General features: G+C 66.6%; 12 protein-coding genes and 2 tRNA genes. 7 read left to right on the forward strand and 7 right to left on the reverse strand.

Going from position 1 to position 15,369, the window contains the following annotated elements; all coding sequences use genetic code 11:
• Positions 1–36 precede the first annotated feature (36 nt).
• The 4 genes from BM297_RS09600 (at position 37) to gorA (ending at position 2,672) form a co-directional block, all read left to right on the forward strand.
• A tRNA-Cys gene (locus BM297_RS09600) sits at positions 37–110 on the forward strand.
• A 136-nt stretch (positions 111–246) separates the two neighbouring features.
• Positions 247–333: transfer RNA gene (locus tag BM297_RS09605), tRNA-Leu, on the forward strand.
• Between the two features lie 36 nt (positions 334–369).
• Entirely contained in the window at positions 370–1,209 is an 840-nt protein-coding gene (gene galU / locus BM297_RS09610; RefSeq protein ID WP_175526628.1) for a UTP--glucose-1-phosphate uridylyltransferase GalU, read from the forward strand.
• A 104-nt stretch (positions 1,210–1,313) separates the two neighbouring features.
• Complete coding sequence (gene gorA / locus BM297_RS09615) at positions 1,314–2,672, forward strand: glutathione-disulfide reductase (RefSeq protein WP_092430640.1); 1,359 nt, start codon at positions 1,314–1,316, stop codon at positions 2,670–2,672.
• 59 nt (positions 2,673–2,731) lie between these two features.
• Here gorA and BM297_RS09620 read toward each other — a convergent pair whose 3' ends face one another.
• A complete protein-coding gene (locus tag BM297_RS09620) occupies positions 2,732–3,211 on the reverse strand; it encodes a copper chaperone PCu(A)C (protein ID WP_092430642.1) in 480 nt (159 codons plus the stop codon).
• A gap of 196 nt (positions 3,212–3,407) precedes the next feature.
• Here BM297_RS09620 and BM297_RS09625 point away from each other — a divergent pair, with 196 nt between their 5' ends.
• On the forward strand, positions 3,408–6,131 hold the full coding sequence (locus BM297_RS09625) for a cation-transporting P-type ATPase (RefSeq protein WP_092430644.1): 2,724 nt from the start codon (positions 3,408–3,410) through the stop codon (positions 6,129–6,131).
• Positions 6,132–6,171: 40 nt separating this feature from the next.
• Here BM297_RS09625 and BM297_RS09630 read toward each other — a convergent pair whose 3' ends face one another.
• Positions 6,172–7,200: a DNA-binding protein gene (locus tag BM297_RS09630; protein ID WP_092430646.1), complete on the reverse strand. Its 1,029-nt coding sequence runs from the start codon at positions 7,198–7,200 to the stop codon at positions 6,172–6,174.
• A gap of 180 nt (positions 7,201–7,380) precedes the next feature.
• On the opposite strand from BM297_RS09630, the gene BM297_RS09635 reads away from it, so the two are divergent.
• Together BM297_RS09635 and BM297_RS09640 are read left to right on the forward strand one after the other, a co-directional pair.
• Positions 7,381–8,355: a site-specific integrase gene (locus BM297_RS09635; RefSeq protein WP_092430648.1), complete on the forward strand. Its 975-nt coding sequence runs from the start codon at positions 7,381–7,383 to the stop codon at positions 8,353–8,355.
• 122 nt (positions 8,356–8,477) lie between these two features.
• Positions 8,478–9,584, forward strand: coding sequence for a glycoside hydrolase family 5 protein (locus tag BM297_RS09640; protein WP_092430650.1), 1,107 nt, complete (start codon positions 8,478–8,480; stop codon positions 9,582–9,584).
• Here the strand turns inward: BM297_RS09640 and BM297_RS09645 are convergent.
• The 5 genes from BM297_RS09645 to BM297_RS09665 form a co-directional block, all read right to left on the reverse strand.
• Positions 9,570–11,291: an ABC transporter ATP-binding protein/permease gene (locus BM297_RS09645; protein ID WP_245768242.1), complete on the reverse strand. Its 1,722-nt coding sequence runs from the start codon at positions 11,289–11,291 to the stop codon at positions 9,570–9,572. The two genes, BM297_RS09640 and BM297_RS09645, sit on opposite strands and share 15 nt — an antisense overlap.
• Before the next feature lie 61 nt (positions 11,292–11,352).
• Positions 11,353–11,490 (reverse strand): hypothetical protein, encoded by a 138-nt coding sequence (locus BM297_RS21855; RefSeq protein ID WP_175526629.1) that lies wholly within the window; start codon positions 11,488–11,490, stop codon positions 11,353–11,355.
• A 130-nt stretch (positions 11,491–11,620) separates the two neighbouring features.
• Positions 11,621–12,955: a ferredoxin reductase family protein gene (locus tag BM297_RS09655; RefSeq protein ID WP_092430656.1), complete on the reverse strand. Its 1,335-nt coding sequence runs from the start codon at positions 12,953–12,955 to the stop codon at positions 11,621–11,623.
• Between the two features lie 107 nt (positions 12,956–13,062).
• Positions 13,063–14,361 (reverse strand): tyrosine-type recombinase/integrase, encoded by a 1,299-nt coding sequence (locus tag BM297_RS09660; RefSeq protein ID WP_394328013.1) that lies wholly within the window; start codon positions 14,359–14,361, stop codon positions 13,063–13,065.
• Positions 14,352–15,335: a LysR family transcriptional regulator gene (locus BM297_RS09665; protein ID WP_092430658.1), complete on the reverse strand. Its 984-nt coding sequence runs from the start codon at positions 15,333–15,335 to the stop codon at positions 14,352–14,354. The genes BM297_RS09660 and BM297_RS09665 overlap by 10 nt, the downstream gene beginning before the upstream one ends.
• Positions 15,336–15,369: the final 34 nt, after the last annotated feature.

The following is a 15,369-nucleotide window of genomic DNA, read 5'->3' on the forward strand; positions in this document are numbered from 1 at the left end:
TTCATGATGAATGCTGATGTTTGGGTGTTCATTTGAGGCCGGGTGGCAGAGTGGTCATGCAGCGGATTGCAAATCCGTGTACGCCGGTTCGATTCCGACCTCGGCCTCCACTATAGAAAAGCCCTGTAGGTCTCTGATCTACAGGGCTTTTTCTTTTCAGGTACGTTTTACCAAGGCAGCTTGCAGGGAGTGGCACCGGCTGTTTATAGTCCGCCCCTTGTTGCTGCTCAGCAGCGCAGCGCTACCGCCCGAATGGCGAAATCGGTAGACGCAGGAGACTTAAAATCTCTCGGCCGCAAGGTCATGCCGGTTCGAGTCCGGCTTCGGGCACCAAAAATCCTTGTCTCCTACCTGCAAGGCTTCTCCCAGATGATCAAGAAGTGTCTCTTCCCGGCGGCCGGTTACGGCACCCGTTTTCTGCCCGCAACCAAGGCCATGCCCAAGGAAATGCTGCCGGTGGTCAACAAGCCACTGATCCAGTATGCCGTCGAAGAGGCGCTGGACGCCGGCCTGAGTGAGATATCCATTGTCACCGGCCGCGGCAAGCGGGCGATCGAAGACCACTTCGACATCAGCTACGAGCTGGAGCACCAGATTCGCGATACCGACAAGGAAAAATACCTGGTCGGTATCCGCCGTCTTCTCGACGAGTGCACCTTTTCCTACACCCGCCAGATCGAGATGAAGGGCCTCGGCCATGCCATCCTCACCGGCCGCCCGCTGATCGGCGACGAGCCCTTCGCCGTGGTGCTGGCCGACGACCTGTGTCTGAACCTTGAGGGTGATGGCGTACTGGCGCAGATGGTCAAGCTGTACAAGCAGTTCCGTTGCTCGATCGTGGCCATCCAGGAAGTGCCGCGCGAGGAGACCCACAAGTACGGGGTGATCGCCGGCGAGATGATTCGCGAGGACATCTACCGGGTCAACTCGATGGTCGAGAAGCCCAAGCCGGAAGATGCGCCGTCCAACCTGGCGATCATCGGTCGCTACATTCTCACTCCGGACATCTTCGACCTGATCGAGCAGACCCCGCCCGGCAAGGGTGGCGAGATCCAGATCACCGACGCGCTGATGAAGCAGGCCCAGGATGGCTGCGTGATCGCGTACAAGTTCAAGGGCCAGCGCTTCGATTGCGGCGGCGCCGAGGGCTATGTCGAGGCGACCAACTTCTGCTTCGAGAACATCTACAAGGCCGGTAAGGCGTACTGATCGCCTGCTCGCCAGCGTCAGCCAGCCGCCCTGCGCCATCCGGTGCAGGGCGGTTTTGTTTTTTTGGGGTGGTATGCTGCCGGCACAAGGCAAGGAGATCCGACATGGCATTTGATTTCGACCTGTTTGTGATTGGCGCCGGCTCCGGCGGTGTGCGCGCGGCGCGTTTCGCCGCCGGCTTCGGCGCTCGCGTGGCGGTGGCGGAGAGCCGCTACCTGGGCGGCACCTGCGTCAACGTCGGTTGCGTGCCGAAGAAGCTGCTGGTTTACGGCGCCCATGTCGCCGACGATCTCGAGCAGGCCGGCGACTTCGGCTGGTCGCTGGAGGGTGCGCGCTTCGACTGGCCGACGCTGATCGCCAACAAGAACCGCGAGATCCAACGTCTCAACGGCATCTACCGCAGCCTGCTGGTCAACAGCGGGGTCAACCTGCTGGACGGGCATGCACGGATTCTCGGCCCCCATGCGGTCGAGGTGAATGGTCAGCGCTTCAGCGCCGAGCACATCCTGGTCGCCGTCGGCGGCTGGCCGCAGGTGCCGGAGATTCCGGGGCGCGAGCTGGCGATCACCTCCAACGAGGCGTTCTATCTGGAGCAGCTGCCCAAGCGGGTGCTGGTGGTCGGTGGCGGCTACATCGCCGTCGAGTTCGCGTCGATCTTCCACGGACTGGGCGCGCAGACCGCGCTGCTGTATCGCGGCGAGCGCTTGCTGCGCGGCTTCGATGAGGCGGTGCGCAGCCATCTGGAAGAAGAGCTGCGCAAGAAGGGCCTGGACCTGCAGTTCAACAGCGACATCGAGCGCATCGAGCGGCAGGCCGACGGCAGTCTGCTGGCGACCATGCGCGATGGTCGCGTGCTGGAAACCGACTGCGTGTTCTACGCCACCGGGCGCCGGCCGATGCTGGACAACCTGGGCCTGGAGAATGCCGGCGTGGCGCTGGACGAGCGCGGCTTCATCAGCGTTGATGACGAGTATCGCACCAGCGTGCCGTCGATTCTCGCCATCGGTGACGTGACCGGAGGCGTGCAGCTGACCCCGGTGGCGCTGGCCGAGGGCATGGCGGTGGCGCGCCGGCTGTTCCGGCCCGAGGAATATCGCCCGGTGGACTATGCCCTGATTCCCACCGCGGTGTTCAGTCTGCCGAACATCGCCACCGTCGGCCTCACCGAGCAGCAGGCGCGTAAGCAGTGTCATGCCGTGCAGGTGTTCGAGAGCCGGTTCCGGCCAATGAAGCTGACCCTGGGCGATTGCCAGGAGCGCATTCTGATGAAGCTGGTGGTGGATGCCGAAACCGATCGTGTGCTGGGCTGCCACATGGTCGGTCCGGACGCTGGCGAAATCATTCAGGGGCTGGCGGTGGCCCTGAAGGCGGGGGCGACCAAGGCGGTGTTCGACGACACCCTCGGCATTCACCCGTCGGCGGCAGAAGAGTTCGTCACCATGCGTACGCCGCGAGCGGACTGACCGATCACCGCAAATGACAAGGGCGCCCATCAGCGCCCTTGTCGTTCCTGTCCGCTCGCTCAGTGGCCCTGGTGCTGGCCGTGCGACATCGGCATCTGGCCGTCGGCAGTTTTGACCTCGACCTGCACCTCGACCTTGCCGGCCTTCTCGAATTCCAAGGTCAGCGGGAAGTGCTCGCCCGCCGTCAGCGGCTTGCCCAGCCCGAACAGCATCACGTGATTGCCGCCGGGCTGGAACACTACCGCGCTGTTGGCGGGGATCTCCACGGCGGGAATCTGCTGCATCTTCATCAGGCCATCCTGGTGCACGTGGGTGTGCAGCTCGCTGTTCTCGGCCCGCGGGGTGCTGGCCCCGATCAGGCGGTCGAAGGTTCCGCCCTGGTTGTGCAGGGTGAAGTACGCCGCGCCGGCCGGAGCATTGGGTGGCAGCTCGCGCGACCAGGGCTGGTCGATGAGCAGATCGCCGGCCTGGTACTGGGCAGCGACGCTGGGCAGAGCGCAGGCGAGCAGGGCGGCGAAGCTCAGGGAACGGATCAGCATGCAGGGTGCTCCTCGGGGGATGGGTGGTCGGTGGCCATGGCCGCGAACATAGCACAGCCCGATGTCGGTGAGCGTCGCGACCAAAGCGCGCAGCAGTGCGCAGGCGCCGGCATCCGTGCGATTGGAATCGTCCGGCAAAGCAGGCTAGGGTGGGGCTCGAAGTGCACTTATTAAGGACGCCCGGAGGCACCGCCAGATGAAGGATCGCCCGCTCCCCCCGCACACCCCCGCCTGGCATACCCTGTCGCCCGGCGAGGTCGAGCAGACGCTGCACAGCGGCAGCGGCGGCCTGAGCACCGAGGAGGTGGCGCGCCGCCTCGAGGAGCATGGCCCCAACCGCCTGGCACCGCCCAAGCGCCGCGGCCCGCTGCTGCGCCTGTTGCTGCAGTTCCATAACATCCTGCTCTACGTGATCCTCGGCGCGGCGGTGATCGCCGCGCTGCTCGGCCACTGGGTCGACTTCGGCGTGCTGCTCGCCGCGGCGGTGATCAACGCGATCATCGGCTTCATCCAGGAGGGCAAGGCCGAGGCGGCGTTGGATGCGATCCGCGCCATGCTCTCGCCGCACGCCACGGTGATCCGCGACGGCCGGCGCCGCGAGATCGATGCCGCCGAACTGGTGCCCGGCGACCGGGTGGTGCTGGGTTCCGGCGACCGGGTGCCGGCCGACCTGCGCCTGGTCGCCAGCCGCGAGCTGCGCGTCGAGGAGGCGGCGCTGACCGGCGAGTCGCTGCCGGTAGAGAAGAGTTGTGGCGAGGCGGCCAAGGATGCGCCGCTGGGCGACCGCTTCGGCATGGCCTACTCGGGCACCCTGGTGGTCTACGGCCAGGCCACCGGCATCGTGGTGGCCACCGGCGCGACCACCGAGCTGGGCAAGATCAACCAGATGCTCAAGGGCATCGAGAACCTCGCCACCCCGCTGCTGCGCCAGGTCGACCAGTTCGGCCGCCTGCTGGCCCTGGCGATCCTCGGCGTGTCCGCGCTGACCTTTGTGTTCGGCACTCTGTGGCGCGGTCATCCGGCGGCGGAGATGTTCATGATGGTCGTGGCCCTGGCCGCCGCGGCGATCCCCGAGGGTCTGCCGGCGATCATGACCGTGACTCTGGCCCTCGGCGTGCAGCGCATGGCCCAGCGCAACGCGATCATCCGCCGCCTGCCGGCGGTGGAGACCCTCGGCTCGGTGACGGTGATCTGTTCGGACAAGACCGGCACCCTGACCCGCAACGAGATGACCGTGCAGCGGGTGGTCTGCGCCGAGCAGGTGTTCACCGTCGGCGGCGCGGGCTACCAGCCGCAGGGCGACTTCAGCCTCGACGGGCGGGCCGTCGATGTCGAGCACTACCCGCCGCTGTCGCTGGCGATCCGCGCCGGCGTGCTGTGCAACGACGCCCGCCTGCACGAGGAGGATGGCCAGTGGCAGGTGGGCGGCGACCCCACCGAGGGTGCGCTGCTGGTGCTCGGCGCCAAGGCCGGCTTCAGCCAGCACCTCGCCGAAGCAGCCTGGCCGCGCCGCGACTCGATCCCCTTCGAGTCGCAGCACCGCTTCATGGCCACCTGGCACCACGACAGCGACGGCGCCTCGTGGATCTTCGTCAAAGGCGCCCCGGAGCGCATCCTCGAGATGTGCGCCACGCAGATGGGTCAGGATGGCGAGCAGGCGCTGGACGTCGATCACTGGCGGCGCATGGCCACCGACACCGCCGCCCGCGGCCTGCGTCTACTGGCCCTGGCCTGCCGGCACAGCGGCCCGCAGGGCAGCGACCTGGCCTTCGACGACATGAATGAGGGCTTCAGCCTGCTGGCCCTGGTTGGCATCATCGATCCACCCCGCGAGGAAGCCATCGCCGCGGTGGACGACTGCCACCGCGCCGGCATCAACGTCAAGATGATCACCGGCGACCATGCCGAAACCGCCCGGGCCATCGGCGCCCAGCTGGCCATCGGCGTCGGACGCCCGGCGGTGACCGGCGCCGAGATCGCGGTGATGGACGACGCCACCCTGCGTCAGGTGGTCAGGAGTGTCGACGTGTTCGCCCGCGCCAGCCCGGAGCACAAGCTGCGCCTGGTGCAGGCGATGCAGGACGACGGCGAAGTGGTGGCGATGACCGGCGACGGGGTCAACGACGCGCCGGCGCTCAAGCGCGCCGATGTCGGCGTGGCGATGGGTCTGAAGGGCACCGAGGCGGCCAAGGAGTCCGCGGACATGGTGCTGGCCGACGACAACTTCGCCAGCATCGCCGCCGCGGTGCGCGAGGGCCGGGCGGTCTACGACAACCTGAAGAAGTTCATCCTGTTCATGCTGCCGACCAACGGCGGCGAGGCGCTGGTGGTGATCGCCGCGATCCTCTTCGAGCTGACCCTGCCGCTGACCCCGGCACAGGTGCTGTGGATCAACATGGTCACCTCCTGCACCCTGGGCCTGGCGCTGGCCTTCGAGCCGGCCGAGCGCGCCATCATGGCCCGTCGCCCGCGGCCGCCGGGCCAGGCGCTGCTGTCCGGCTTCTTCGTCTGGCGGGTGCTGATGGTTTCGCTGCTGATGATGACCGGCGCGCTCGGTCTGTTCCTCTGGGAAATGAACAACGGCGGCAGCGTGGAAACGGCACGGACCCTGGCGGTCAACGCGGTGGTGATGGCGGAGATGTTCTACCTGCTCAACAGCCGCTCGATCCTCGCCTCGGTGCTCAACCGCGAGGGCCTGACCGGCAACCACTACGTGCTGCTGGCCATCGCCCTGTGCATCCCGCTGCAGCTGGCCTTCACCTACGCGCCGTTCATGCAGGGCATCTTCGGCTCGACCGACCTGAGCGCGGGCGACTGGCTCAAGGTGCTCGGCGCCGGGCTGCTGGTGTTCGTGGTCGCCGAGCTGGAGAAGTGGGTGATCCGCCGCACCCCGCTGGCGGCGAGGGTAGCCCACGGCTGAGCTCCGGCGCCGACCGGCCGCGAGCCGTCGGCGCCCGGTTTCACTCCCCTGCGGGCGCCGGCTGTTCGGCCTGGCGGCGCAGCAGCTGCAGCTCGGCCTCGGCCTTGGCCAGGGCTATTTGCAGGGCCTGCTCGGCCTGCTGCTGCTGGCGAGCCTGGGCCAGTTCGCGGGCCTGGGCCTGCTGCAGCGCTGCGTGCAGGGCGTCCTGTTCTCCAGCCAGCTGGGCGAGCCGTTCCTGCAGTCCGCCGTTGAAGGCGTCCTGACGGGCCAACTGGTTGTGCAGGCTGGCCTGCTCGCGCTGCAGACGCTCGAGCTGTTCCTGCAGCGTGCTCCGCTCGCGCTGGACGCTGCGCGCCTCGCCGAGCAGGCGCTCGTTGTCGCGGTTGAGCTGGAGAACCTCTGCCTGCTTGATGGCCAGCGTCTGCTGGCCCTGACGCAGCTCGACCTGCAGCTGCTGGACCTGCCCCTCGTGGCGGCGCTGCTCCTGCTCGCGCTGTTCCTTCACCGCAGTGCGGTAGTGTTCCAGCGCCTCGCGGGCGTGCTGGTGCTTGTCTTCCAGCGAGCGGATCTGCGCCTCGCGCTCGTCCAGGCGCATCTGCTGATCGCGCTGCAACTGGTCAAGCCGCGCCAGTTCGACCTGCATCTGCTGGGCCTGGCCACGCAGCTGCTGGTGCGCCGCCTGTTCGCTGGAGAGGGTCTGTTCGAGCCCGGCACACCGTTGCTCCAGTTCAGCGATACGTACCCGCTCCTGTTCGGCCTGCTGCATGAGATCCGTCCGCTCGGTGGCGAACACGTCCTGCGCGGCGCGCAGCTCGCTCTCGGCTTCCTCGCGCAGGCGCTCGGCCAGTCGCGCCACCAGGTCGCCCAGCTCCGCGCTTAGCTGCTGCTGGCCGCCCGCCTGGCGCGGATCAGTCTCGTCCAACTCCTTCAAATAGCGGTGAATGGTGGTCTTGGAGCCGGTATTGCCCAGTTCTGCACGCACCGCGTCGATGCTCGGGTGCTCGCCACGAGCGAGCAGGGCCTGCCGTGCCCGCTGAACCAGTGCCTTGTTGATGCCGCCGCGTGCCATGCTGCTCTCCGTCGATTTCGTACCGTATTACATACTATGTAATTACGCATTTAATTAACAGGAATTGCACGCTATAAATTGAAGTTATAGATGCGGGATATACTGGTATTATCCAATCTGAATTGGCGAAAGCGCGCCACACTACGCCGCTGCCCGTACGAAACGCCCCTGGAAACCCGCATGTCCGACCTCGACCGCTACCTGCAGGCCGCCACCCGCGACAACACCCGCCGCAGCTATCGCGCAGCCATCGAGCATTTCGAGGTGGAGTGGGGCGGCTTCCTGCCGGCGACCAGCGAGAGCGTCGCCCGCTACCTGGCCAGCTACGCCGGCAAGCTGTCGCTCAACACCCTGAAGCTGCGCCTGTCGGCGCTGGCCCAGTGGCACAACAGCCAGGGCTTCCCCGACCCGACCAAGGCGCCGCTGGTACGCCAGACGCAGAAGGGCATTCGCGCGCTGCATCCGGTGCGGGAGAGGCAGGCCGAACCCTTGCAGTTGCGCCATCTGCAGCAGGTGGTCGAGCGCTTGGCCGAGGAGGGCGCCGCGGCCACTGCCGCCGGCGACCTGGGCCGACTGCTGCGCTGCCGGCGCGATGCGGCGCTGATCCTGCTGGGTTTCTGGCGCGGCTTTCGTAGCGACGAGCTGTGCCGTCTGCAGATCGAGGACATCGTCGTGCGCCCGGGCGTCGGCATGAGCCTGTATCTGCCGCGCAGCAAAGGCGACCGTGACAATCTGGGCAGCACCTATCAAGTGCCGGCACTCAAGCAGCTCTGCCCGGTGCAGGCCTGCATGGACTGGATTGGCAGCGCCGGCCTGGTGCGCGGTCCGCTGTTCCGTGCAATCGATCGCTGGGGCAATCTGGGCGAGGCGGGGCTGCATGCCAACAGCATCATCCCGCTGCTGCGCCAGGCCCTGAGCCGCGCCGGCGTGCCCGGCGAGCTGTACAGCAGCCATTCGCTGCGCCGCGGCTTCGCCACCTGGGCCAGCGCCAACGGCTGGGACCTCAAGGCGCTGATGAACTATGTCGGCTGGAAGGATATGAAGTCGGCGCTGCGCTACATCGACAGCGCCGCATCCTTTGCCGGCCTGGCCGTGCAGGACGCGGCTGCCTTGCCGCTGACGGCCATCGGCAGGGACACCGGCCCCGCAGGGTGATCGGGCCAGAGCCCGCTGGTTGAGCGCTTCCAGTCAGTGCCGGCGCGGGCCAGCCTGACCGCGCCACGGATCTGCTAGCGTGAATAGCAGGGCGCACAGCCGTTGCGGACAGGGGGCGAAAGATGAAGCAGGCAGGCATGAAGCTGCGCGGGGTCAACCTGGGCAGCTGGCTGGTACTGGAAAAGTGGATGGTGCCCAGCCTGTTCGAGGGGCTGGCCGCCACCGATGAAACCACCTGGTGCGCCGAACTGGGTGCAGCGGCCGGCGAAAAGCTGCAGCGGCACTGGGACAGCTTCGTCACCCGCGACGACTTTGCCTGGCTGGCCGAGCACGGCCTGAACGCCGTGCGCATTCCGCTGGGGCACTGGATCTTTGGCGCCGACTATCCCTATCACCCAAGCTACGGCGCCAACCGCCATCCCTTCGTGGTGGGCGGCATCGCGGTGCTCGACCGCGCCATGGACTGGGCGCAGGAGTTCGGCCTGCGCGTGGTGCTCGACCTGCACGCCGCGCCCGGCTGCCAGAACGGCTTCGACAACGGCGGGATCAAGGACGTCTGCGAATGGCACACCCGTCCCGAATACCTGGAGCACTCGCTGGGCGTGCTGGAGCGCCTCGCCGAGCGCTATCGCGATCATCCGGCGCTGCATGCCATCGAGGTGCTCAACGAACCACGCTGGGACGTACCCACCGATTACCTGAAGAGCTACTACCTAGCGGCCTATGAACACATCCGCCGGCACTGCCCGGCCGACCACGTGGCGGTGGTGTTCCACGACGGCTTCCGCTCGTTCCGCGAGTACCTGGGCTTCATGCAGGAGCCGGACTATCGCAACGTGATCTTCGACATCCATCGCTACCAGTGCTTCGAGCGCGGCGACATCGACATGGACATCTACGGCCATATCCGCAAGGCAGCCGGCGAGTGGAAGCAGGAGGCCGACGCGATCATCACCGAGCTGGGCCTGCCGACGCTCTGTGGCGAGTGGAGCCTGGGGCTGGACCTGAAGGTGGTATCGCTGTGGGCGGAAGGTCCGTTCAACCACGCGCTGGAGCAGATGGATGCCTTCCAGGAAACGGTGGCCTACCGCGGCTACGCGGCCGGTCAGCTGGCGACCTACGAGAAGTATCTGGGCTGGTTCTTCTGGAGCTACAAGACCGAAACCACCCCCGCCTGGTGCTTTCGCGAGTGCGTGACGCGTGGCTGGCTGCCGTCACGGTTCGCGTAGGCTGCAGGCGGCGGGGGCGGGCGCGCAGGTCAGGTACTTGTCTTCGCAGAGGCGGTCAAGGACCAGCTTGCGGGTGTAGTAGTGCTCCAGCGTGGAGTGGAAGCTGATGGTGAGCAGCGTCGAGCCCTGCAGCTCGCGGTGCAGCACTTCGGTCATGCACTCCTCTCCCTGGACGTCGAAGGCGTCGGTGGCCTCCTCGATGAACACCCAGGCCGGGTGATGCAGCAGTAGGCGGGCGATACCCAGGCGCTGCTGGGCGCGCAGCGGCAGCACCCGGTCCCAGTCATCGCTGTCCTCCAGGCGCGGCGCCAGCCAGGCGATCCCGGCACAGGTGAGCGCATGCTGGATTTGCGCATGACCGAAATGGCCGGAGGCGTACGGATAGCTGAGCGCCGCCTGCAGGGTGCCGTCCGGCAGGAAAGGGCGCTGCGGCAGGAACACGATGCTCTGCCCGACCGGCAGGCGAATCTCCCCCCGGCCCCAGGGCCATAGTCCGGCGACCGCCTTGAACAGGCCGATGGCCAGACCCGGATCACCACTGATCAGCACGCGCTCGCCGCGCTGGATGTTCAGGTCGAGGTTCTCCAGCAGCACCCGGCCATCCGGGTTGGCCAGGCTCAGGCCGCGCAGCACCAGTTCGTCGCCCCGGCCAGGACGCAGGTCGATGCGGTGCTCCAGCGGATTGGCGGTGCGCTCCTCGAGCAGCAGCATGTCGTTGTACAGGCTCACCACGCGCTCGGCGGAGGCCCGGCACCTGGCCAGCTCGCCCAGATTGTCGATCGGCCAGGACAGCGCCGAGGTGAGCTTCTGGAAGGACTGCGCCGCCTGCATCAGGATGCCCAGCGACATGGCCCCGGCGATGAACTGCGGTGCGGCGACCAGGATCGGGAAGACCGGCAGCAGCGTGCCGTAGCCGGTGGAGAAGGACACGATGCCAAGGTAGCCGAAGGTCTGGCGGTTCCAGCCGCGGCCGACATCCTCGAACAGCTGATCGGCCTGGCGGTGCTCGATGTCCTCGCCGTGCATCAGGGCAATCGATTCGGAGTTCTCCCGCGCGCGCGCCAGGCCGAAGCGCAGGTTGGCCTCCACCGTCTGCAGGCGGTTGGTGGCCTTGATCAGCGGCCGGCCAAGCAGCAGGCCGAGCACGGTACCGCCGCCCGCGTAGAGGAAGGCCAACAGCACCAGGTAGCCGGGCACTTCCAGATTGGTGCCGGGTATCGGCAGGCTGCCGGAGACGCTGAGCAGGATGTCGACGAAGCTGCCGAGGATCAGCAGCGAATAGAGCAGCGACAGGGCCAGAGCGATGGCCGCCTCGGTGGCAATGCGGATGTCCTCGGCGATGCGGCCGTCAGGGTTGTCGTGCTCGCCGCTGGTGAACTGCAGCTGGTAGTGGCGGGCATGGGCCATCCACTGATCGAGCAGGCGCGCGGTCATCCAGCGTCGCCAGTCCAACTGTAGCCAGCGCTTGACGTGCAGGTGCAGCGCGGTGACCAGCATGGTCAGGACGAAGATCAGCACGAAGGTGGCGATCAACAGCAACAGATCGTTCAACGAGCGCGCCTCGAGGGCATCGAAGAGCTCGCGGTTCCAGTAGCTGATCCAGATTGCCAGCACCACCTGGGCCAAGGTCAGTGCGACCAGCAACAGCACGGCACTGCGGATCATCCACTTGCGCTCGCTGTTCCAGTAGGTGCCGCCCAGGCGCATGAACTGCCTGCTGAGGCCCGGCGGGCGAGGGGCAGGGGGCGGGCTGGACTGCGCCATCGATTCAGCCCGCCTGAGCGATCAAGCGACCGACGAGGAAGGCAGACCCGGCGCCGGAGAGCGGCCGCTCGCGGCGGCCCCGGCCGTGGCGCGAGAACAGGTGCGCGCGGGAACCGCCGATGTCTGCTGCCAGGATGAGCATGGTTACCTCGTCGTGCCGATCGGACGGGGCGAGGGGCGGCAGGCCGGCTAGCCAGCGGTCGCTGCTCGCGCTGTCCTGCAGTATAGAAGGGCGCACGCCGGGCAGCGGGCGCTGCTGGAGGCTGAAGCGTTCAGCGCATGTCGAACAGTTCCTGGTGGAAGTCGGCGACCGCCAGCCCGCGGGCGACCAGGTCCTGGCGCAGCGCCTGGCCGAAGCCGGCCGGTCCGCAGAACCACATCGAGGCATCCCGCCATTCGGGCACCTGCTGGCACAGCCGCTCGGCATTCAAGCGGCCGTCGCGGCCGCTGACCAGCACGTGCAGCTTGACCTGCGCCCGCTCGGCCAGCGCGTTGAGGCGCTGGATGAACTCCTGGTCAGGCTCGGCGGTGCTGTAGAACAGGTCGACCGGGCGCTGGTCCGGCTGCTGGGCGAGGGCCTGCAGCCGGGCGATGAACGGGGTTATGCCGATGCCTCCGGCCACCCAGATCTGCCGCGGTTGCGTGCCACCGAAGTCGAAACGGCCGTAGGGACCTTCCACCGTGACCGGGTCGCCGACCTTGAGGGTCTGCGGCAGGCTGGCCGTGTAGTCGCCGATGCCCTTGATGTGGAAGCGCAGGCGACCATCGTCGTGCCAGGCCGAGGAGATGGTGAAGGGGTGCGGGCCTTCGGCCGGATCGAAGGTGACGAAGGCGAACTGCCCGGCCTGGTGGCCAGCCCAGCTGCCCTGCAGCTGGATGCCGACGCCGAGCACGCGATTGTCCGGGTGCAGCTCGAGGGTCTCGATGTTGCCGACCACCCGCCGGCTGTGGCCGACCCGGCGCAGCAGGGAAATACCAGCCGCCACGCTGCCGGCGAGCATCAGCAGGGCCATCAGCGGGCCGATCGGCGAGCTCCAGTAGGCGGTCTTCATCAGCACCACCGAGTGGAACACCAGCACCAGGTAGACGATGGCCAGCAGTCGGTGGGTCTTGAAGAACCAGCGATAGGGGAAGTGCTTGAGCAGCGCCAGCACGATCAGCACCACGCTGGCATAGAAGGCCCACTCGCCGAGGTCTTCGGCCAGGCCGCGCTGGCTGCGCAGGAAGTCGGCGATGGGCGAGGGTTCGGCGGTCGCCGCGGCGGCCTTGCGCGCCGGCTTCTCCAGCCAACCCCAGCCGACCAGCCATTTCACCCCCTGGGCCCACAGCCAGTGGACGATGGACAGCACCAGCGCGCTGATGCCCAGCCACTTGTGCAGCCGGTAACTCTTGTCCAGGCCGCCGAGGAAGGGCTCGATACGCCGCGGGCGGATCGCCAGCAGCATGCCGACACTCATCGCACCCATGGCCAGCACGCCGGTGTAGTTGATCAGCGAGGCGCGCAGGGGAAAGAGCGCATAGGGCACGCTCAGCATATCGTCGGCCAGCAGCCAGAGCAGGCTGAGGCCGACAAACAGAGCCAGAAGGCTCAGCTTGATGTTCTTCATGGAGGGACAAATCCTTCTGCAATGCGGTGAGCCTGCTCAGCATACCGCAGGCGGGCATCCCGGCCGGTCCTTGCCCTCACATGCCGAGCGTTCCCGCTAACGGCGTGCTAATCCTTGATGCGCAGGTTCTTCACCGAGTGCGCGCGTTGCTCGTCGAGCGAGTTGTAGTAGGTATTCTGCGTGGTGCTCAGGCTGTTGTGGCGCAGATCGGCCTGCAGGTCCTTCATGTCCCGATGGGGAGCATCGAAGGTGGCCGAGGTATGCCGCAGCCAGTGCAGCGAGGCGGAGCGCAGGTGGTCGACTTCGTCATCGCTCCAGCCCTCGGCCACCATGCGTTGCAGCGAGCGATCGAAAACCTGCTGCAGCAACAGCCGCAGGTGACGATCGGAAAGGCCGGCACGCCCCTTGAGGGTTGACAGCAAGGGCTGGGTCTCATGGGACGAGGGCAGGGCAGGCAGCCCCAGATGGCGCCGGTAACGGGTCAGGTAGGTCTGGATGTAGTCATCGCGCACGCTGATCTTGGCGGCCTTGTTGCCCTTGCCGACCACGTGAAACCACCAGTTGCCGGTGGTATCGCGGCGGAAGTCGCCCATCGTCGGCTCCCAGTTGTCGCGGCCGACCAGGTCGGAGACCCGCAGGTACATCGAGAACAGCGTGGCCAGGATGAACAGCGTGCGCTCGTGGCCCTCATCCTCGTCGGCCATTTGCTCGGCGGTCTCGATCACGTAGCTCCATTGCAACTGGGTGAGCGAGCGACCCGCAACGTCCAGGGTGTTGCGCTGCTTGTAGATCGACTTCTGTTTGACCGCCCGGAACGGATTGACCTCGGTGAGGCCTTCATCGGTGGCGTGCTGGAAGAAACTGCCGCAGACGGCGAAAACCTGCGCCACCGATCCCTGGGACATCTTGTAGAGACGCTCGCTGACATCCTGAGAGGCCGTTTCGGCTAGCGCGCGGTTACGCTTGGACACGGTCATGCTGAACGGCCGCCAGAGTTCGTTGACCACATAGCTGTCGGACTCGAGCTTCTTGCGGCCGCCGATCCTCACGAAGCGCGACTTGACCATCGGCCCGACCCAGTCCTTCGGTGGTCGCAGGCAGAATTCCATGAAGGCTTCGGCATCCCGCCGGCGCAACTCGAGCAGCGGCTTGCGGGCGATCAGCAACGTCCACAGCAGCAGACGCTCGACATGGGTGCGGTAGGAATTGAAGGTGGGCTCGTTGCCGGCGTAGGACTTCAGAAAGCCGCGAACCGCAAGATAACCCTCGGCGGCCTGCAGCTCGGCGGGGAAACTCGTCAGGTAGTCGCGCACCAGAGGACGCTCCTCGCTGAGTTGCAGGAAGTTCAGGGCGAGGAACTCGCGGTAGGTGTCGAACAGCGGGGCGGGTGTCTTGGCTATGGGCATGGAGGTGTGTGCCGCTCTCTGATCGGGCCGGGCTGTGCTGGGCATGGGGTCGCGTTTGCGGAATTTCCCTCTGGGCAATCCTTGAAGTGCTCGTGCACGAAGCGGCGAAAGAGAACTAGCGCCGGTGACTCGCTGCGGCCGGCGAGGCTGACCAGCGCATATTGCCCGGCGCGCTCGACATGCGGCTGTACCCGCAGTTCGCGCAGCCGGCCCTCGGCCAACTGCGCGCAGGCGCTGGCGAAGATACCGAAGAACAGCGCATCGGTGGTCTCGACGACCTCCAGCATGCTGCTCACATCCTCGCAATTGATCGTCACCAGACGGTTGGGGTGGGCGTCGATGCCCAGCTCGCAGACCAGGTTGCGGGCAATCTCGTCACTCAGCGGCATCGACGCCAACGGATACTGGCGCAGCGCCTGCAGGTCGACCTGGGCCAACTCGAGCAACGGGTGGCCGGCGCGGCACAGGAAGCCACCGCCCAGCGAGGCCAGCCGTTCGATGTGCAGATCGTCCGAGGCGGCCAATGCCCGCTGGTCGACGACGATGACGTCCACCGACTCCTCTTGAAGCGACTGCACCAGCATGTTCACCGCCCCACGGGCCACCTTGACCCTGACCCGCGGGTGATGCGTCGCCATATGACGCAGAAATGGCACCAGAAGGATCGAAGCCGGCGTAGGCCCAAGGCCGATGCTGAGATTGCCGATCTGACCGGTTTCCAGTTGCTCGATGCCGCGCAGCAGATCAGCGGCCTCGAACAGGATCCGCCGGGCATGAGTGACCACCTGCCGGCCATGAGCCGTCAGGGCATTGCGCTTGCCGGCACGATCGATCAGGCGCACGCCCAGTTCCTGCTCCAGGGCCTGCAGGCTGCGAGTCAGGGCCGGCTGGGTCAGGCAGAGCGCCTCGGCGGCCTTGCGAAAGGACTGATGCTCGGCGAGCGCCAGGAGATGGCGAAGGTGATTCAGGTTCAAGGATTACACTCTGTAATCAGAATAATGAAAATTT

Origin of the sequence: Geopseudomonas sagittaria (assembly GCF_900115715.1) — a bacterium.
Classification (GTDB): Bacteria; Pseudomonadota; Gammaproteobacteria; order Pseudomonadales; family Pseudomonadaceae; genus Geopseudomonas; species Geopseudomonas sagittaria.